The sequence below is a fragment of the Trabulsiella odontotermitis genome (genome assembly GCF_030053895.1).
Taxonomy (GTDB): domain Bacteria; phylum Pseudomonadota; class Gammaproteobacteria; order Enterobacterales; family Enterobacteriaceae; genus Trabulsiella; species Trabulsiella odontotermitis_C.
In genome coordinates this window covers 4,106,992-4,124,729 of the sequence record NZ_CP125781.1, presented here as the reverse complement: position 1 = coordinate 4,124,729, position 17,738 = coordinate 4,106,992, and the positions used below count along the sequence as shown (strand labels likewise).

Sequence of the window (17,738 nt, the reverse complement as noted above, 5' to 3'; positions counted from 1 at the left end):
ATAACCCCTTCCGTCAGGAAGGGGTTATTCTTTTTCGCTGCAAGCCATTCCGGAACAGAATAACGAGTCGTCTTACTCCCTCTTTATTCCTGCTTATTCGTTTTTCAGTAATCAATATTTATTATTCTTTATTAGCCAAATCAGGCAGATGTGTATAGTGAATTTCACTTTTATAAAACCCTCTTGATGAATAGGGAGCGTTTATGCATCTGGCCCGGTTTCCCCGCCTTTCACTTGGTCATTTCCCGACTCCGCTGGAGCCACTGAATAATTTAACCCGGTTATTAGGCGGACCTAAAATATGGATTAAACGTGACGACGCCACCGGTCTGGCAACGGGCGGAAATAAAACCCGCAAGCTGGAATTTCTGCTGGCGGATGCGCTGGAGAAAAAGGCCGATGTGGTCATTACCCAGGGGGCAACGCAGTCAAACCATGTGCGCCAGACTATCGCAGGTGCCGCGCGTCTCGGGCTGAAAGCGAAAGCGCTGCTGGAAAAACGCGTCACCGATTTTGGAGAGGATTATCAGCGTTCAGGCAACGTGTTGCTTGATAACCTGTTGGGCGGCGACATCGTCGCTCATCTGCCGGGCGGCACCGATATGCAGCAGGCGATGGAAGTGTACGCCGCGACGCTACGCGAGCAGGGACACAATCCGTATATCATCCCCGGCGGCGGCTCGAACCCGACAGGTGCGTTGGGCTACGTGGCCTGCGCCGAAGAGCTGCTTTATCAGTCATCTGAACGCCGTCTGCGCATCGATCATGTTGTACACGCCACCGGCAGCACCGGTACGCAGGCCGGGTTAGTGGCTGGTTTTACCGCCACGAACAGCCATATTCCGGTACTGGGAATTAGTGTGCGTGCGCCAAAAGCGAAACAGGAAGAGAACGTCTGGAATCTCGCCTCGCGGACACTGGAACTGCTCGGCGTACCGGGAGAACTGTCACGGCATGCGGTGGTAGCCAATAGCGATTATGTCGGCGACGGGTACGGTTTACCGACGGAAGGGACGCTGGAAGCGCTGACGCTGCTGGCTCGCCATGAAGGCATCCTGCTTGACCCGGTCTATTCAGCAAAAGGAATGGCCGGACTTATCGATCTCATCCGTAAAGGTCATTTCCGTCAGGATGAAAATATCGTCTTTATCCATACCGGCGGCTCGGCGGGGCTGTTTGGTTATCGTCAGGTGTTGGAGCATGGCTAAGCCCTTTCTGCTTGGCGTACTTGGCGGCATGGGACCGCTTGCGACGCTGGATTTTCAGCGTCGCCTGCTGGACGCCACGCCCGCGCAAAGCGATCAGCAGCATCTGCCTACGGTGGTCTGGAATGTGCCGCAAATCGCGGATCGCCAGAAAGCGCTGGCGGGCACAGGGCCGTCGCCTTTACCGCAGCTTATCCACGGTATTACGACGCTGAATCAGGCTGGCGCAAGCCATATCGCCATCCCCTGCAATACGGCACACCACTGGTACGACGCGCTCAGCGAGGTGAGTGAGGCGCCCATTCTGCATATCGTGGATGCCACGCTGGAAGCGCTGGCGCAGTCTGCTGAAAGACCGCAGCGGGTTGGCGTGATTGCGACCAAAGGCACGCTGGATGCGGGCTGGTATCAGCGCCGGCTGGCTTTGCAGGACATAGAAGTTGTCACGCCGACGGAAGAGGAACTGGCGCAATGGTTTGTGCCGGGCTGCTACGCGGTAAAACGCGGGGCGCTGGCTGAAGGGGGCGCGTTGCTGTCACGGCAGGCCAACGCGCTGTTTGCCCGCGGTGCGCAAAAACTGGTACTGGCCTGCACCGAAGTGCCTGTTGCGCTTGAGGCCGTCAATGCGCCGTTTCTTCATCTCGCCTGGGATCCGGCGCAGGCTCTGGCGGAGCGATGTTCGCGGTTATGGCAAACCTGTGGCGTTTTAAATAGATAAGCTGCCCGAGACGGTATCGGGCGAAATATTCGGTTCCATCAAAGGAAAAATAAAATGAAAAAAAGTCTCTGCTTATTAATTGCAGCGGGTGGTTTATGGGCAAATATGAGTTTTGCCGATACGCCTGCTGAAGTTCGCGTGGCATATAGCGGTGGTTCTCAGGTATTAATGCTGGCGAAAGCGGACGGTTCGCTGGATAAAGCGTTAAACAGCAAAGTGAAATGGGTGCAATTTGCTTCTGGCGCGGATGCCCTGAATTATTTTGCCAGCAATGCAATTGATATTGCCAATTTTGGTTCAAGCCCGGCGACAGCAGGCATTGTGCGTAAGTTACCGGTCGAGATTATTGGCGTTTCGGGGGTGATTGCCAGTTATGAACGGCTGATTGGCAAAGATGGCATTGCGAACATCAAGGATATCGAAGGTAAACGCGTGGCGTATCCGCCAAATTCAACAGCGCAGTACGCCCTCGAAGCCGCGATCAGTGTGAATAAGCTGGATCGCAGCAAAATTACGCTGTTGCCGCTGCGTCCTGCTGAAATGGTAGCCGCCTGGAAACGTGGCGACATTGATGCCGGTTATGTCTGGGCACCGTTTGCGCAGGAACTGGAAGCGTCAGGCGGTCATCAGGTATTTGCCACCAAAGATCTGCAAAAAGATGGCTATCTGATTTACAACAACTATGTGGTCCGTAAAGCCTTTGCCGAGCAGTATCCGGAAACGGTCACCGCCTTCCTGCGTGTACATCAACAGAAAGTGGATGAGTTCAGGAAAGATCCGGAACGCGCGTCGGCGATCGTCGCCAAAGAGGTCGGTGCGCCGGTCACGACAGCGGCGAACACCCTGGGAGGACTGGAATATCCCACACTTGCCCAGCAGGGTACCGCTGACTGGCTGGGTAATGGCACGCAAACCACCGACAGCGGGATTGGCAAAGCGTTAACCAAAACCTCCGATTTCCTCGCCAGTATCGGTGAGATCCGCAAGCGCGATATTCCAGCCAACTGGGATACCGCGATTGATTCCCGCTACATTCGCGATGCGGCGGTGGCGGCGCAATGAGATTAAGTCAGCATATCGCCATCAGCGTGTTGTCGGTGGCGGTTTTCTTTGTCGTCTGGCAGGTGGCGGCGACGAGGCAGTGGGTCGATCCGCTGCTGCTGCCGTCGCTCACCGACATCGGCCTTACTACCGAAGAGCTACTGGCGGATGGTTACCGTCAGGTGCCGCTCTGGGAACACATTGCAGTGAGCCTGGCGCGCGCCCTGAGCGCGTTTGCCGTGGCAATTATCATTGGTATTCCGCTGGGTTTGTTGATGGGGCTGTCGGACGGCCTGGCGGCGGTGCTGAACCCCTTCGTGCAATTCCTGCGTCCTCTGCCAAAAATTGCGCTCATCCCACTGGCGGTTGTCTGGCTGGGGATTGGCGAAGCGTCTAAGTTCTTCCTGATTTTTATTGCTACGTTTTTGAGCGTGGTAGTCGGCGCGTCGGCGGCGGTTGAGCGCATTGGCCGCTCGCGTATTCGTGTCGCGCAGACGCTCGGGGCATCACGTCAGCAGATTTTCCTGCGCGTCGTGCTGCCGGATGCGCTGCCGGATCTGTTCACCACAGTCAGGCTCTCCATCGGTATTGGCTGGACGTCATTAATTGCCGCTGAGATGGTTGCGGCCAGTTCCGGGCTGGGCTGGATGGTGATAAACGCCAGCTCTTATCTGCGCACCGATATCGTCATGCTCGGCATTTTATTGCTGGGCGGCATCGGTTATCTGCTGGATCTGTTACTGCTGGGGCTGCAACGCCTGACGGTGCCCTGGGCGGGGAAAGAATAATGAGCGCTATCACCCTGGAAAATGTGTCGCTCTCTTTTGCGGCGAAACCGCAGCCGTTTACGGTGCTGGAAAATATCAACCTGACGCTGAACCGTGGGGAGTTTGTGGTATTGCTCGGGCCGTCTGGCTGCGGGAAATCCACTATCCTGAACCTGGTCGCCGGATTTACTAAACCGGATCGCGGACGGGTGGCGGCCGGCGGAAAAACGGTACGACAACCCGGGCCTGACCGCGGAATGATCTTCCAGCAGCCCAATCTGTTCCCGTGGCTTTCGGTACTGGAAAACGTCACCTTTGGCCCGCGTCTGGGTAAACATCGCAAGGACGAAACCAACGCGCAGGCACAGGCGTGGCTGGAACGCGTGGGCCTGAAAGGCTTCGAACATCACGCTCCCTGGCAACTTTCTGGCGGTATGAAACAGCGCGTGGCGCTGGCTCGCGCCTGGCTTCCCGGCCCGGAAGTGCTGCTGCTGGATGAGCCGTTCGGCGCGCTGGACGCGCAAACCCGGCTGATGATGCAGGAACTGCTGCGTGAGGCCTGGCTGACCACCGGCACCACGCTGCTCTTCGTTACGCACGATGTAGAAGAGGCGCTTTTTCTTGCCGATCGCATTCTGATCATGTCAGCAAAACCTGGAAAAATCGTCGATGAGATCGTGCTGCCCTTTGGCCGGCAGCGGGATATCGAAACACTCGCCGAACATCCCGCTTACAGTGAGATCAAACACCGCGTTCTGCATCGGGTGCGCCAGGAGGCGAAGCGACACTTACGTTAGCGGAAACGTGCGACAGGGTCGATTTGAACGCCGGGTCAGTTATAATAGGCGCCAGTGATTTGCCACACGGCCTAATTTAACCCGGCGCATACCGCCCAAACCGAGTACGTTTAATGAGTGAAATGATTTACGGCATCCATGCGGTGCAGGCCCTGCTGGAGCGCGCCCCGGAACGCTTTCAGGAAGTCTTTATTCTGAAAGGGCGCGAAGACAAACGCCTGCTGCCGCTGATCCACGCGCTGGAAGCGCAGGGCGTCGTGATCCAGGTTGCCAGCCGCCAGTATCTCGACGAGAAAAGCGAGGGGGCGGTGCATCAGGGGATCATTGCACGCGTGAAGCCGGGTCGTCAGTATCAGGAAAACGATCTGCCCGATCTGCTCGCCTCGCTCGATCAGCCGTTTCTGCTGATCCTCGATGGCGTTACCGATCCGCACAACCTTGGTGCCTGCCTGCGCAGTGCTGATGCCGCCGGTGTGCATGCGGTGATCGTCCCGCGTGATCGTTCCGCACAACTGAACGCGACGGCGAAAAAAGTGGCTTGTGGCGCGGCGGAAAGCGTACCGTTGATCCGCGTGACGAACCTGGCGCGCACTATGCGTTTACTCCAGGAAGAGAACGTCTGGATCGTCGGAACCGCGGGTGAAGCTGACCATACGCTGCATCAGAGCAAAATGACCGGCCCGCTGGCGCTGGTGATGGGAGCGGAAGGCGAGGGGATGCGCCGTCTTACCCGCGAACATTGCGATGAACTCATCAGCATTCCAATGGCGGGCAGCGTCTCATCGCTGAACGTCTCGGTGGCAACCGGCATCTGCCTGTTTGAAGCCGTACGCCAGCGTGGCTGATCGCCGGTGACCTCACAAAACCATCCTGCGGGATGGTTTTTTTTGCCCGCATTTCAGGCGTGACCGACAAAGGCTAACCATACTTATCAGGACAGCCATTGAAGGAGGGAAACGCAATGCACTGGCAAACGCATACCGTTTTTAATCAACCGACCCCGCTCAATAACAGTAACCTTTTCCTTTCCGATACCGCGTTACGGGAAGCGATACAGCGTGAAGGCGCTGGCTGGGACAGCGAACTGCTGGCCAGCATCGGGCAACAGCTCGGTACCGCGGAATCGCTGGAGCTGGGGCGGCTGGCGAACGTCAATCCCCCCGAACTGCTGCGCTATGATGCTACCGGCGCGCGCCTCGATGATGTCCGTTTTCACCCTGCCTGGCATCTGCTGATGCAGGGATTGTGCGCTAACCGGGTACATAATCTGGCGTGGGAAGATGAAGCCCGTACCGGATCGTTTACCGCCCGCGCCGCCCGCTTCATGCTGCATGCGCAGGTGGAAGCGGGAACGCTGTGCCCGATTACCATGACCTTTGCGGCACTGCCGCTGCTGAAGCAATCGCTGCCCGCGCCCTTTTCTGAGTGGATGACGCCGCTACTGAGCGATCGCTATGACCCTCACCTGCTCCCCGGCGCCCAGAAGCGCGGCCTGCTGATTGGTATGGGGATGACGGAAAAACAGGGGGGATCGGATGTCCTCAGCAACACCACGCGGGCGGAAAAAACCGATGACGGCAGCTGGCGGCTGGTGGGGCACAAATGGTTTTTCTCGGTGCCGCAAAGCGATGCGCATCTGGTGCTGGCGCAGGCGAAAGGGGGATTATCCTGCTTCTTTGTCCCGCGGTTTCTGCCGGACGGCCAGCGAAACGCTATTCGCCTTGAACGGCTGAAAGATAAACTGGGCAATCGTTCGAATGCCAGCAGCGAAGTGGAATTCCTCGACACGTCGGCCTGGCTGCTTGGTGAAGAGGGCGATGGCGTGCGGCAGATCCTCAAAATGGGGGCGCTGACGCGGTTTGACTGTGCGCTGGGCAGTCACGGGCTGATGCGGCGTGCGCTGTCGGTGGCGCTGTACCATGCGCACCAGCGGCAGGCGTTCGGCAAAAACCTGGTCGATCAGCCAATGATGCGTGAAGTGCTGGCTCGCATGGCGCTGCAACTGGAGGGGCAAACTGCCTTTTTGTTCCGTCTGGCGCGTGCGTGGGACCACCGGCAGGATGCACAGGAAATGCTGTGGGCGCGGTTGTTCACTCCCGCGGCGAAATTTGCCGTCTGTAAAGCCGGGATCCCGTTTGTCGCTGAAGCGATGGAAGTGCTGGGCGGCGTGGGTTATTGCGAGGAGAGCGAACTGCCGCGTCTGTATCGCGAAATGCCGGTCAACAGTATCTGGGAAGGCTCCGGCAATATCATGTGCCTTGACGTACTGCGCGTGTTGAGTAAACAGCCTGGCGCCATCGAATTACTGAGCGAAGAGTGCGCAGAGGTAAAAGGACAGGACCGCCATTTCGATCGCGCCTGGCGTCAGCTCCAGCAACGGTTACATAAACCGTCAGAGGCGCAGGGGCGTGAAATAACGCAGCAACTCTGGCGGCTGGGCGTGGGTGCACAAATGCTGCGTTATGCGTCGCCACCGATGGCGCAGGCCTGGTGTCGGATGATGCTGGATACGCGAGGGGGATCACTGTTGAGTGAACAGGTCAAAGACGATTTACTGCTGCGGGCAACAGGGGGCGGACGCTAGTGCTGAGCGGGCAGACGGCGTGATGTCTGCCCGAAATATCAGGCGTACAGGATCGCTTTTACGCGCCAGTTGTCGGGCTGCTGGTCTTCGTACATCTGGATGATGCGGTACCAGGATGCACCCTGTTCGTCTGCCTTGGACGCAATAACACGTTCAACATCCTGTTGACTACCAAAAATACTGTTGACGGAGATCAGTCCAATTTCATTTAACCCGGTGACACAATCCGCGCTGGCAAACTCTGCAGATTGCGCGAAGGTGGTATTCATTCCTGCGCAAAGCAGGAACGGGGATAAGGCCATTGATCGTTTCATCGTCAGCTCCATTTCACTTTACCCTGCGGTAAACCAGGGCATTCCATCGCAGGCGCTTCTCCTTATCAGATACTGCGCATTATGTCCCAGGAAACGTGAAGAGGCGCAAAGCCATGTAAAGCGACTGAAAAGATTCTGAATGTCATTTACGATACAAAATGGCCTGTGAATACCACTGACCCGGGAACTGCGTATCGTCAATCATTACAATGACGTAGTAATCCGCTTTGGCTGCAACGACTTTCTCTTTGATGGCCGCTTCAACGTCCATCGGCGAACCATGAACCAGCGCGCTCACGGTACCCATTCGCTGCAAACCCTCCGTCTGATTACGGCGGATTTCCTGCGGATGATCGGATAGTGGTGGAGGTGGTTCGGGTGTGCCTTCAAGCAGGGTACAACCACTCAGTAATACTGCCAGCATCAAGGGCGCAAACCGTCGCATAGCCATATCTCGTTTCCTGATAGTCTTAGTGTAGTGGGTAATTTATTCCCATTTGGGGGAATGTTCCCGAAGTGTTATCTCAAACGCGATTTTCGAATGAAAACGTCGCGAAAGCGTAATCCACATCGCAACATTATGAATCATTCCTTTCGCCCGATGCTTGCGGAATATCACTTCGCGTGGCATACCAGCATAAAAGAAGGAAATGATAAATGATCGAACTTGAAACACGCACCCTCGCTGGCGGCGAAATTTTTCATGCTTATCCGAAAGATGCAGCAACGGATGCGCTTCCTTGCGTGGTGTTTTATCACGGTTTTACGTCATCAAAACTGGTGTACAGCTATTTTGCCGTTGCGCTGGCACAGGCGGGGTTTCGCGTCATCATGCCGGATGCCGCTGAACATGGCGCGCGGTTCAACGGTGATGAGCAGGGCCGAATGGCGCGCTTCTGGCCGATCCTGATGCAAAACTTTCACGAGTTTCCGGCGTTGCGTGATGCCCTGGTGGCGGAAGGTTGGGTGAGTGAAGGCCGTCTGGCGGTGGCCGGTGCTTCAATGGGCGGCATGACGGCACTGGGCATTATGACACACCATCCTGACGTTGCTTGTGTCGCCAGCCTGATGGGCTCGGGGTATTTCAGCAGCCTGTCCCGAACGCTGTTTCCTTCCACTGATGGCTGGACGCCACAAGCGCAGCAGCAACTGGCAGAGTGGGACGTCAGCCTTCATCTGGAGTCGCTGGCGAACCGACCGCTGTTGTTATGGCATGGCGAAGAGGATGATGTCGTTCCGGCGGCAGAGTCGTTCCGGTTGCAACAGGCGCTTATCCGGCAGGGGCTGGACACCCGGTTGACCTGCGCCTGGCAGGCCAACGTTCGTCATCGCATTACCCCGGAAGCCCTGGCGTGTGCGGTGGATTTCTTCAAAAAGCACCTCTAAACGAGGATCACCTTAACACCCTGCGCGTCCAGTTTTTTCAGGATTTCCGCATCGGCCTGTTTACCGGTGATCACGATATCGATTTCGTCGGCACGGCTGAACAGCATGCCGGCGCGTTCGCCCACTTTACTGCTGTCGACCAGCACCACCAGTTTGCCCACCACATTGAGCATTTTCTGCTCGGCCATCGCTGTCAGCATGTCGGTTTTATATAACCCTTCGGTGGTCAGCCCTTTGCCGCTGGTGAACATCCAGTGCCCGGCATAGAGGCTGTTTTCACTCCCCTGCGGGCTCAGCGTGATGGCGTGGCTTTTATTGTACTGGCCGCCCATGATGATCACGCTGTCATGTTCCTGATCAATAAGGTAATTCGCCAGCGGCAGATAGTTGGTGATGATCTGCACCGGCTTGCCGCAGATTTCCCGCCCGAGCAGAAACGCCGTTGAACCACAATTAATCACCACGCTTTCACCGGGCGTCACCAGTTGTGAGGCGGCTCTGGCAATGCGCACTTTTTCATCGTGATTCTGCGCCTGATGAATATTCAGCGGCGTCCAGCGTGGGCGCGGCTGGTTCATGGCTTCCGCACCGTTGCGCACTTTTTTCAGCTTACCGCTTTCATCCAGCTTATTGATATCCCGGCGCGCCGTTGCCGGTGAAATCCCCAGCCGGGCAATCACCTGCTCGACCGTGACGAAGCCCGTTTGCGCCAGTAATTCCAGCAGGATTTGATGTCGTTGTGCTTCCGTCATGAGCTGATCCGATAAAAAATGATGGATAAAGATGATATTTGAAACGGCATGAAATTACTAAGATTTCGTGTGGCGCGGGAAGCGAAAAGCCTCCCGCCCGACAGTTTACAGGAATGATTTAAACGGCAGATCCGGCTCCTGGCTAAAGCAGTCGTCAAATCCGCGCGGGTAATGGTATTCGAACCGGTCTTTATCCAGCGGCCAGGTAAACTTACCGCCTACCTGCCAGATAAACGGCTTAAAACCATATTGCAGCCGATCTTTCTTCATTTCCCACAGCACGCGGATCTCTTGTGGATCGGCCTGAAAGTTTGACCAGATATCGTGATGGAAAGGGATCACCACGTGAGTATTCAGCGCTTCCGCCATCCGCAGGATATCGGCGCTGGTCATTTTGTCGGTAATGCCGCGCGGGTTTTCACCGTAGGAGCCGAGCGCAACATCAATCTGGTGATCGTTGCCGTGTTTCGCGTAGTAGTTTGAGTAGTGAGAATCCCCACTGTGATAGAGCGTGCCGCCAGGGGTTTTGAACAGGTAGTTAACGGCGCGTTGATCCATGCCATCCGGTAATACGCCCGCCGCTTTCTGGTCAGCGGGTAACGTTATCAGCGCGGTACGGTCAAACGCATCCAGCGCATGGATTTCGATGTCTTTGATTTTTACCACATCGCCGGGTTTGACGACGATACAGCGCGATGCCGGTACGCCCCAGCCAGTCCACAGATCCACACAGGTTTGCGGCCCAATGAAGGGAACATCATCCGCACAGTTTTGCATTACGGCGGCGGCGACATTCACATCGATATGATCGTTGTGATCATGGGTGGCCAGCACAGCGTCGATCTGACGGATAGCGAATGGATCAAGCACAAACGGCGTCGTGCGAAGGTTAGGCTGCAGTTTTTTTACTCCCGCCATGCGCTGCATCTGATGGCCATTTTTCATCAATGGATTGCCGTGACTTTGCTTGCCGGTGCCACACCAGAAATCGACACAGACGTTGGTTCCGCCCTCTGATTTCAACCAGATCCCGGTGCAGCCTAGCCACCACATGGCGAAAGTGCCTGCCGCTACCTGTTCCTGCTCGATTTCCTCATTTAGCCAGCTTCCCCACTCCGGAAAGGTGTTCAAAATCCAGGATTCACGGGTGATGGTGTTCACTTTACTCATCGTCTCTTCCTTCATGTTTAATCAATTTGAATCATAAAATGATTGAATTTGATTTATCCTGACATTGTTTTTACCTGAATGCAATAACCGGTTTCGCCTCTTTTGCATCTATGCTCAGGCTGCTGATACGTAAGAGTAATACATTGAATTTATTTATAATTATAATTTAATCAACAAGTTGTCATTCATTTTCTCTGGAAATATAGCCTCGCCGCAAACCCGTATGAAACGCGAGGAAATAAATTGCGGCGCGAATCACATTTAATCAAATTTAATCTTGTTGTGATTACTTTTGATTATTAGAGTGTGGACACAAACGAAACCGGGCGGGTCATCCGTCCGGCGTTGTCCCCTTATGGAGAGCGTTATGGAGATCCTTTACGACATCTTTACCGTGTTCTTTAACCAGGTAATGACCAACGCCCCGCTGCTGCTGGGTATCGTGACGTGCCTGGGCTACATCCTGCTGCGCAAAAGCGTCAGCGTCATCATCAAGGGAACGATCAAAACGATCATCGGTTTTATGCTGCTGCAGGCGGGGTCCGGCATCCTGACCAGTACCTTCAAACCGGTCGTGGCGAAAATGTCCGACGTGTACGGCATCAACGGCGCCATCTCGGATACCTACGCCTCGATGATGGCGACTATCGAGCGAATGGGGGAAGCCTACAGTTGGGTCGGGTACGCCGTATTGCTGGCGCTGGCGTTAAACATCGTTTACGTGCTGCTGCGCCGGGTGACGGGGATCCGCACCATCATGCTGACGGGCCACATCATGTTCCAGCAGGCCGGGCTTATCGCCGTGTTTTTTTACATCCTCGGCTACCCGATGTGGACCACCATCATCTGCACCGCGGTACTGGTCTCGCTGTACTGGGGCATTACCTCCAACATGATGTACAAACCCACGCAGGACGTGACGGAAGGCTGCGGCTTTTCCATCGGCCATCAGCAACAGTTCGCCTCCTGGCTGGCGTATAAGCTGGCACCGTACCTCGGTAAAAAAGAGGAGAGCGTTGAAGATCTCAAACTGCCTGGCTGGCTGAACATCTTCCACGACAACATCGTCTCCACGGCGATCGTCATGACGCTCTTTTTCGGCGCGATTCTGCTTTCGTTCGGAACGAGCACGGTGCAGGCGATGGCCGGGAAAACCCACTGGACGATATACATCCTGCAAACCGGTTTCCAGTTTGCGGTGGCGATTTTCATCATCGTACAGGGTGTTCGCATGTTTGTGGCCGAGCTTTCGGAAGCGTTTAACGGGATTTCTCAGCGTCTGATCCCGGGCGCAGTGCTGGCGATTGACTGTGCCGCCATTTACAGCTTTGCGCCGAATGCCGTGGTGTGGGGGTTCATGTGGGGAACCATCGGTCAGCTGATTGCGGTCGGCATTCTGATTGCCTGCGGCTCTTCCATTCTGATTATCCCCGGTTTTATCCCGATGTTCTTTTCCAACGCCACCATTGGTGTCTTTGCCAATCACTTTGGCGGCTGGCGGGCGGCGCTGAAAATTTGTCTGGTGATGGGCGTGATTGAAATCTTTGGCTGCGTCTGGGCGGTGAAACTCACCGGTATGAGCGCCTGGATGGGCATGGCGGACTGGTCGATTCTGGCGCCGCCGATGATGCAGGGGCTGGCGTCCGTCGGACTGGCGTTTATGTCCGTCATGATCCTCATCGCCCTGGTTTACATGTTCTTCGCGGGTCGCGCGCTGCGCGCCGAAGAGGACGCAGAAAAACAACTGGCAGAACACTCTGCGCAATAAGGAGTTCCGATTATGACCGTACGTATTCTTGCCGTCTGTGGTTGTGGGCAGGGCAGTTCCATGATCATGAAAATGAAAGTCGATCAGTTCCTGACGCAGCAGGGCGTTGACCACACCGTCAACAGCTGTGCGGTAGGGGAGTACAAAAGCGAGCTGAGCGGCGCGGACATTATTATCGCCTCGACCCATGTGGCCAGCGAAATCAGTGTGTCAGGCAATAAGTATGTAGTGGGCGTGCGCAACATGCTCTCCGCTGCGGATTTCGGACCAAAGCTGATGGAAGTGATCGGTGCGCATTTCCCGAAGGACATGAAATAAGGACATGCCATGACATTACGTGATTCGCTGGCGGAGAACCATTCCATTCGGCTGCAGGCCGAAGCCGATAGCTGGCAAGCGGCGGTGAAAATCGGCGTTGATTTGCTGGTGGACGCGGAGGTCGTCGAGCCGCGTTATTACCAGGCCATTCTTGATGGCGTCGAACGTTTCGGCCCGTATTTCGTCATCGCGCCGGGGCTGGCTATGCCGCACGGCCGCCCGGAAGAAGGGGTGAAAAAGAACGGCTTTGCGCTGGTGACCCTGAAAACCCCCATGGTGTTTAACCATGAGGATAACGACCCGGTCGATATCCTGATCACCCTGGCGGCGGTTGACGCCAGAAGCCATCAGGAAGAAGGCATCATGCAGATCGTTAATTTATTTGAAGATGATGCCAATTTTGACCGACTTCGCGCCTGCCGCAGCGAGCAGGACGTACTGGATTTAATCGACCGCGCCACCGCAGCGGCTATTTAAGAGGGAAAACACATGTCTCATTCATTACCGATGCTTCAGGTGGCGCTGGATAACCAGACGCTGGCCGATGCCTACGCCACCACGCGCCTGATTGCTGAAGAGGTCGATATCATTGAGGTCGGCACCATTTTATGTGTTGGCGAAGGCGTACGCGCCGTGCGCGACCTGAAGGCGCTCTATCCGCATAAAATCGTGCTGGCGGATGCCAAAATCGCCGATGCCGGAAAAATCCTTTCCCGTATGTGCTTTGAAGCGCAGGCCGACTGGGTCACGGTGATCTGCTGCGCAGACATTAATACCGCCAAAGGCGCGCTGGAGGTGGCTAAAGCGTTCAATGGCGATGTGCAGATCGAACTGACCGGCTACTGGACCTGGGAACAGGCGCAGACGTGGCGCGATGCCGGCATCGCCCAGGTGGTTTATCACCGCAGCCGTGATGCTCAAGCAGCCGGCGTCGCATGGGGTGAAGCCGATATTACGGCGATTAAACGACTGGCAGAGATGGGCTTTAAAGTGACCGTCACTGGCGGCCTGGCGCTGGAGGATCTGCCGCTGTTCAAAGGCATTCCTGTTCACGTCTTTATTGCCGGTCGCAGCATCCGCGACGCCGCAAGCCCGGTGGAAGCTGCGCGCCAGTTTAAACGCGCTATCGCCCAGTTATGGGGTTAAGGAGCGGTTATGACGGTGAATCCGGTGCCGCTCGGCATCTATGAAAAAGCGCTCCCTGCCGGGGAATGCTGGCTGGAACGGCTGCGGCTGGCGAAATCACTGGGGTTTGATTTTGTTGAAATGTCGGTGGATGAAACTGATGAACGGCTGGCGCGCCTTGACTGGACGGCGGAACAAAAGCTGGCGCTGGTAAAAGCGATTGCCGAAACCGGCGTGCGGGTGTCATCGATGTGCTTAAGCGCGCACCGCCGTTTCCCGCTCGGCAGCGAAGATAACCACGTTCGCGCACAGGGGCTGGCGATCATGCAAAAAGCCATTCACTTTGCGCAGGATGTTGGCATCCGCGTGATCCAACTGGCGGGGTATGACGTTTATTACCAGCAGGCCAATGACGAAACGCGTCGCCGTTTTCGCAACGGGCTCAGGGAGAGCGTCGACATGGCCAGCCGGGCGCAGGTGACACTGGCGATGGAAATCATGGATTACCCGTTGATGAACTCCATCAGCAAAGCGCTGGGCTACGCGCACTATCTGAATAACCCGTGGTTTCAGCTCTATCCTGATATCGGTAATTTATCGGCGTGGGATAACGACGTGCAGATGGAACTGCAGGCCGGTATGGGGCACATCGTGGCGGTACATGTTAAAGATACCCGGCCGGGCGTCTTTAAAAACGTGCCGTTTGGCAGCGGGGTGGTGGATTTCGAGGCTTGTTTCCGCACACTCAAACAGAGCGGCTATTGCGGCCCTTATCTGATTGAAATGTGGAGCGAAACCGCAGACGATCCCGTCGCCGAAGTGGTTAAAGCCCGCGACTGGGTGCGTGAATGTATGGCTCGCGCCGGACTGGGAGAGGCCGCATGATGCAGCAGCTTAAACAGCAAGTCTTTGAGGCTAATATGGATTTGCCGCGCTACGGGCTGGTGACCTTCACCTGGGGCAACGTCAGTGCTATCGATCGCGAGCGTCGCCGGGTGGTGATCAAGCCCAGCGGCGTGGCTTACGACACCATGACGGTTGACGACATGGTGGTGACGGATCTGGACGGCAGGGTCATTGAAGGTAAATGGCGCCCGTCGTCCGATACCGCCACGCATCTGGCGTTGTATCGCCGTTTTTCGACGATCGGCGCAGTGGTGCATACCCACTCAACACACGCTACAGCCTGGGCGCAAGCCGGGCTCGCCATTCCCGCGCTGGGGACTACGCATGCCGATTACTTCTGCGGTGATATTCCCTGCACCCGCGCGCTCAGCGAACAAGAGATCGCCGAAGAGTATGAGCTGCATACCGGCACGGTGATAATAGAAACGCTCGGCGAACGTGAACCGCTGCATACCCCGGGTGTCGTGGTATATCAGCACGGGCCTTTTGCCTGGGGAAAAGATGCCCACGACGCTGTCCATAACGCCGTCGTCATGGAAGAGGTGGCGAAGATGGCGTGGATTGCGCGCGGGATTAATCCGTTACTGAACGCGATTGATCCGGCACTCATGCATAAACATTTCCAGCGTAAGCATGGGCCGGATGCGTATTACGGTCAAAAATAAGCGGTCTGTGGTGCCTGTGGTAAATACCAAAAAAAAGCCCCCGGACATGGGGGCAAAAATAAAGGGGATGGTTAACTTCTCGTTGGGATATTCCTGGTGCTAGCGGTAAATTTCGGCGCTGGCGTGGATAAGGCCATTACTCTCCGGTTCATGCAGCAGAATCGGGTAGAAATACCTTGCGCCTCGCGCGTCACTCTCTTCTTTAAGGGCTTGATCCGCTTCACTTTCAGTGGCGAGGTTATGATTAATGTAAATAACGCCTAAGCTCTGCACATCATCCATATTTTTGGCTTGTGAGCCGGTAATTTTCACGGCTGCCATCGCATTCACGTTAAGCAATAACGCAGCCAGTACAGCCAGTGCGATGCGTTTCATAATGTCTACTCCTTACACCCTCTCCTTTCTTGCCGGATGGGGTATGATGTAAGTGTAATGCCTCCACGCAGGTTAAATAGCGACCATTTCTGATGCAGTTGTTCAAAAAAATGCCGCATCCGTTACTGATTAATTTTAAATCACCGACTTAAACCCGCTTCTCGCTTTGTGCGAATTATTTAGACAATCACCTTGTCTTTACCGGGCACCGCAAGTAGAATGACGCGTCAATTTTTCAGCCGCCCTTTAATCACGTTCCTTGCCTCCATGGGCCGCGGCTGACCCAGACAGGAGGCTGAATAATCCGTAAGGAGCAATTCGATGCGTCATTACGAAATCGTTTTTATGGTCCATCCTGACCAGAGCGAACAGGTTCCGGGCATGATCGAGCGCTACACTGGTGCAATCACTGGTGCAGAAGGCAAGATCCACCGTCTGGAAGACTGGGGCCGCCGTCAGCTGGCTTACCCGATCAACAAACTGCACAAAGCGCACTACGTTCTGCTGAACGTTGAAGCGCCGCAGGAAGTGATCGATGAGCTGGAAACAAGCTTCCGCTTCAACGATGCCGTTATCCGTAGCATGGTAATGCGTACTAAACACGCTGTTACCGAAGCATCTCCGATGGTTAAAGCGAAAGACGAGCGCCGTGAGCGTCGCGATGATTTCGCCAACGAAACCGCAGATGATGCAGATGCTGGGGATTCTGAAGAGTAATCCTGATGACCAATCGTCTGGTGTTGTCCGGTACCGTGTGCAGGACGCCACTTCGTAAGGTCAGCCCATCAGGAATTCCTCACTGCCAGTTCGTGCTTGAGCATCGTTCTGTCCAGGAGGAAGCCGGTTTTCACCGGCAGGCGTGGTGCCAGATGCCCGTTATTATTAGCGGACACGACAACCAGGCCATTACTCACAGTATAACGGTCGGTAGCGCAGTCACCGTTCAGGGGTTCATCAGTTGCCACAAGGCAAAGAACGGCCTGAGCAAAATGGTTCTGCATGCCGAGCAGATTGAATTGATAGATTCTGGAGACTAGCCAAATGGCACGTTATTTCCGTCGTCGCAAGTTCTGCCGTTTCACCGCGGAAGGCGTTCAAGAGATCGACTATAAAGATATCGCTACGCTGAAAAACTACATCACCGAAAGCGGTAAGATTGTCCCGAGCCGTATCACCGGTACCCGTGCAAAATATCAGCGTCAGCTGGCACGCGCTATCAAACGCGCTCGCTACCTGTCCCTGCTGCCGTACACTGATCGTCATCAGTAATCGGTCACGGTCCATTAATACGACTTTGAGAGGATAAGGTAATGCAAGTTATTCTGCTTGATAAAGTAGCAAACCTGGGCAGCCTGGGTGATCAGGTTAACGTTAAAGCGGGCTACGCTCGTAACTACCTGGTACCGCAGGGCAAAGCTGTCCCGGCAACCAAGAAAAACGTTGAATATTTCGAAGCACGTCGCGCTGAACTGGAAGCTAAACTGGCTGACGTTCTGGCGGCTGCTAATGCTCGCGCTGAGAAAATCAACGCGCTGGGCAGCGTAACCATCGCGTCTAAAGCAGGCGACGAAGGTAAACTGTTCGGTTCCATTGGTACTCGCGACATCGCTGACGCTGTTTCTGCAGCTGGCGTTGAAGTGGCTAAGAGCGAAGTTCGTCTGCCGAACGGCGTTCTGCGTACTACTGGTGAGCACGAAGTGAACTTCCAGGTTCACAGCGAAGTGTTTGCTAAACTGGTTGTAAACGTTGTTGCTGAGTAATTCATTACTCGCATCAATATCGAAACGCCGGCCTTGTGCCGGCGTTTTGCTTTTCTGCGTCAGACCTTTCTTTATTGGTCTGGCCTA

General features: G+C 55.3%; 23 protein-coding genes. 18 read left to right on the top strand and 5 right to left on the bottom strand.

Annotation, left to right across the window (positions count from 1 at the left end; translation table 11 throughout):
- The first annotated feature begins 203 nt into the window (after positions 1-203).
- The 7 genes from cuyA (at position 204) to QMG90_RS19525 (ending at position 7,112) form a co-directional block, all read left to right on the top strand.
- On the top strand, positions 204-1,208 hold the full coding sequence (gene cuyA, locus QMG90_RS19555; protein WP_283281368.1) for a D-cysteate sulfo-lyase: 1,005 nt from the start codon (positions 204-206) through the stop codon (positions 1,206-1,208).
- Positions 1,201-1,923, top strand: a complete 723-nt coding sequence (gene cuyB / locus QMG90_RS19550; protein ID WP_283281367.1) for a cysteate racemase — start codon at positions 1,201-1,203, stop codon at positions 1,921-1,923. Before cuyA ends, cuyB begins: the two co-directional genes overlap by 8 nt.
- A gap of 54 nt (positions 1,924-1,977) precedes the next feature.
- Positions 1,978-2,985 (top strand): taurine ABC transporter substrate-binding protein, encoded by a 1,008-nt coding sequence (locus tag QMG90_RS19545; RefSeq protein WP_283281365.1) that lies wholly within the window; start codon positions 1,978-1,980, stop codon positions 2,983-2,985.
- Complete coding sequence (locus QMG90_RS19540) at positions 2,982-3,752, top strand: ABC transporter permease (protein ID WP_283281363.1); 771 nt, start codon at positions 2,982-2,984, stop codon at positions 3,750-3,752. Before QMG90_RS19545 ends, QMG90_RS19540 begins: the two co-directional genes overlap by 4 nt.
- Positions 3,752-4,528, top strand: coding sequence for an ABC transporter ATP-binding protein (locus tag QMG90_RS19535; RefSeq protein ID WP_283281360.1), 777 nt, complete (start codon positions 3,752-3,754; stop codon positions 4,526-4,528). Before QMG90_RS19540 ends, QMG90_RS19535 begins: the two co-directional genes overlap by 1 nt.
- A 113-nt stretch (positions 4,529-4,641) precedes the next feature.
- Complete coding sequence (rlmB, locus tag QMG90_RS19530; protein ID WP_038156268.1) at positions 4,642-5,373, top strand: 23S rRNA (guanosine(2251)-2'-O)-methyltransferase RlmB; 732 nt, start codon at positions 4,642-4,644, stop codon at positions 5,371-5,373.
- Between the two features lie 116 nt (positions 5,374-5,489).
- The gene (locus QMG90_RS19525; RefSeq protein WP_283281358.1) at positions 5,490-7,112 is read left to right on the top strand and encodes an isovaleryl-CoA dehydrogenase; all 1,623 of its coding nucleotides are present in this window, start codon (positions 5,490-5,492) and stop codon (positions 7,110-7,112) included.
- Positions 7,113-7,150: 38 nt separating this feature from the next.
- On the opposite strand, the gene yjfN is transcribed toward QMG90_RS19525, so the two are convergent.
- Together yjfN and bsmA are read right to left on the bottom strand one after the other, a co-directional pair.
- On the bottom strand, positions 7,151-7,438 hold the full coding sequence (gene yjfN / locus QMG90_RS19520; RefSeq protein WP_283281356.1) for a DUF1471 family protease activator YjfN: 288 nt from the start codon (positions 7,436-7,438) through the stop codon (positions 7,151-7,153).
- Positions 7,439-7,568: 130 nt separating this feature from the next.
- Positions 7,569-7,877, bottom strand: coding sequence for a biofilm peroxide resistance protein BsmA (gene bsmA, locus QMG90_RS19515; RefSeq protein WP_038156262.1), 309 nt, complete (start codon positions 7,875-7,877; stop codon positions 7,569-7,571).
- A gap of 206 nt (positions 7,878-8,083) precedes the next feature.
- Between bsmA and yjfP the strand changes: the two genes are divergently transcribed.
- Positions 8,084-8,812, top strand: coding sequence for an esterase (gene yjfP, locus QMG90_RS19510; RefSeq protein ID WP_283281355.1), 729 nt, complete (start codon positions 8,084-8,086; stop codon positions 8,810-8,812).
- Here yjfP and ulaR read toward each other — a convergent pair.
- Positions 8,809-9,564, bottom strand: coding sequence for an HTH-type transcriptional regulator UlaR (ulaR, locus tag QMG90_RS19505; RefSeq protein ID WP_054179653.1), 756 nt, complete (start codon positions 9,562-9,564; stop codon positions 8,809-8,811). The genes yjfP and ulaR overlap by 4 nt on opposite strands.
- 105 nt (positions 9,565-9,669) lie before the next feature.
- The gene (ulaG, locus tag QMG90_RS19500; RefSeq protein ID WP_283281352.1) at positions 9,670-10,734 is read right to left on the bottom strand and encodes an L-ascorbate 6-phosphate lactonase; all 1,065 of its coding nucleotides are present in this window, start codon (positions 10,732-10,734) and stop codon (positions 9,670-9,672) included.
- A 367-nt stretch (positions 10,735-11,101) separates the two neighbouring features.
- Between ulaG and QMG90_RS19495 the strand changes: the two genes are divergently transcribed.
- The 6 genes from QMG90_RS19495 to QMG90_RS19470 are packed head-to-tail and all read left to right on the top strand — an operon-like array spanning position 11,102 to position 15,516.
- Entirely contained in the window at positions 11,102-12,502 is a 1,401-nt protein-coding gene (locus QMG90_RS19495) for a PTS ascorbate-specific subunit IIBC (RefSeq protein ID WP_283281350.1), read from the top strand.
- Positions 12,503-12,514: 12 nt separating this feature from the next.
- On the top strand, positions 12,515-12,820 hold the full coding sequence (gene ulaB / locus QMG90_RS19490; protein ID WP_283281348.1) for a PTS ascorbate transporter subunit IIB: 306 nt from the start codon (positions 12,515-12,517) through the stop codon (positions 12,818-12,820).
- A 9-nt stretch (positions 12,821-12,829) separates the two neighbouring features.
- Entirely contained in the window at positions 12,830-13,297 is a 468-nt protein-coding gene (gene ulaC, locus QMG90_RS19485; protein ID WP_283281347.1) for a PTS ascorbate transporter subunit IIA, read from the top strand.
- Positions 13,298-13,309: 12 nt separating this feature from the next.
- Positions 13,310-13,966 carry a 3-keto-L-gulonate-6-phosphate decarboxylase UlaD gene (locus QMG90_RS19480; protein ID WP_283281346.1) on the top strand — a complete coding sequence of 219 codons (657 nt, stop codon included), beginning with the start codon at positions 13,310-13,312 and terminating at the stop codon, positions 13,964-13,966.
- 9 nt (positions 13,967-13,975) lie between these two features.
- The gene (locus QMG90_RS19475) at positions 13,976-14,830 is read left to right on the top strand and encodes an L-ribulose-5-phosphate 3-epimerase (protein ID WP_283281345.1); all 855 of its coding nucleotides are present in this window, start codon (positions 13,976-13,978) and stop codon (positions 14,828-14,830) included.
- On the top strand, positions 14,830-15,516 hold the full coding sequence (locus QMG90_RS19470) for an L-ribulose-5-phosphate 4-epimerase (protein WP_283284010.1): 687 nt from the start codon (positions 14,830-14,832) through the stop codon (positions 15,514-15,516). The genes QMG90_RS19475 and QMG90_RS19470 overlap by 1 nt, the downstream gene beginning before the upstream one ends.
- 99 nt (positions 15,517-15,615) lie before the next feature.
- Here the strand turns inward: QMG90_RS19470 and QMG90_RS19465 are convergent, their stop codons facing one another.
- A complete protein-coding gene (locus QMG90_RS19465; protein WP_283281344.1) occupies positions 15,616-15,891 on the bottom strand; it encodes a YdgH/BhsA/McbA family protein in 276 nt (91 codons plus the stop codon).
- Between the two features lie 321 nt (positions 15,892-16,212).
- Here QMG90_RS19465 and rpsF point away from each other — a divergent pair, with 321 nt between their 5' ends.
- Genes rpsF through rplI form a run of 4 tightly spaced genes read left to right on the top strand, consistent with a single transcriptional unit; the run spans position 16,213 to position 17,651 of the window.
- On the top strand, positions 16,213-16,608 hold the full coding sequence (gene rpsF, locus QMG90_RS19460; RefSeq protein ID WP_283281343.1) for a 30S ribosomal protein S6: 396 nt from the start codon (positions 16,213-16,215) through the stop codon (positions 16,606-16,608).
- Between the two features lie 5 nt (positions 16,609-16,613).
- Complete coding sequence (gene priB / locus QMG90_RS19455; RefSeq protein ID WP_038156243.1) at positions 16,614-16,928, top strand: primosomal replication protein N; 315 nt, start codon at positions 16,614-16,616, stop codon at positions 16,926-16,928.
- A gap of 4 nt (positions 16,929-16,932) precedes the next feature.
- Entirely contained in the window at positions 16,933-17,160 is a 228-nt protein-coding gene (gene rpsR, locus QMG90_RS19450) for a 30S ribosomal protein S18 (protein ID WP_000135199.1), read from the top strand.
- 41 nt (positions 17,161-17,201) lie between these two features.
- Positions 17,202-17,651 carry a 50S ribosomal protein L9 gene (gene rplI, locus QMG90_RS19445; RefSeq protein WP_038156237.1) on the top strand — a complete coding sequence of 150 codons (450 nt, stop codon included), beginning with the start codon at positions 17,202-17,204 and terminating at the stop codon, positions 17,649-17,651.
- The last annotated feature ends 87 nt before the right edge of the window (positions 17,652-17,738 follow it).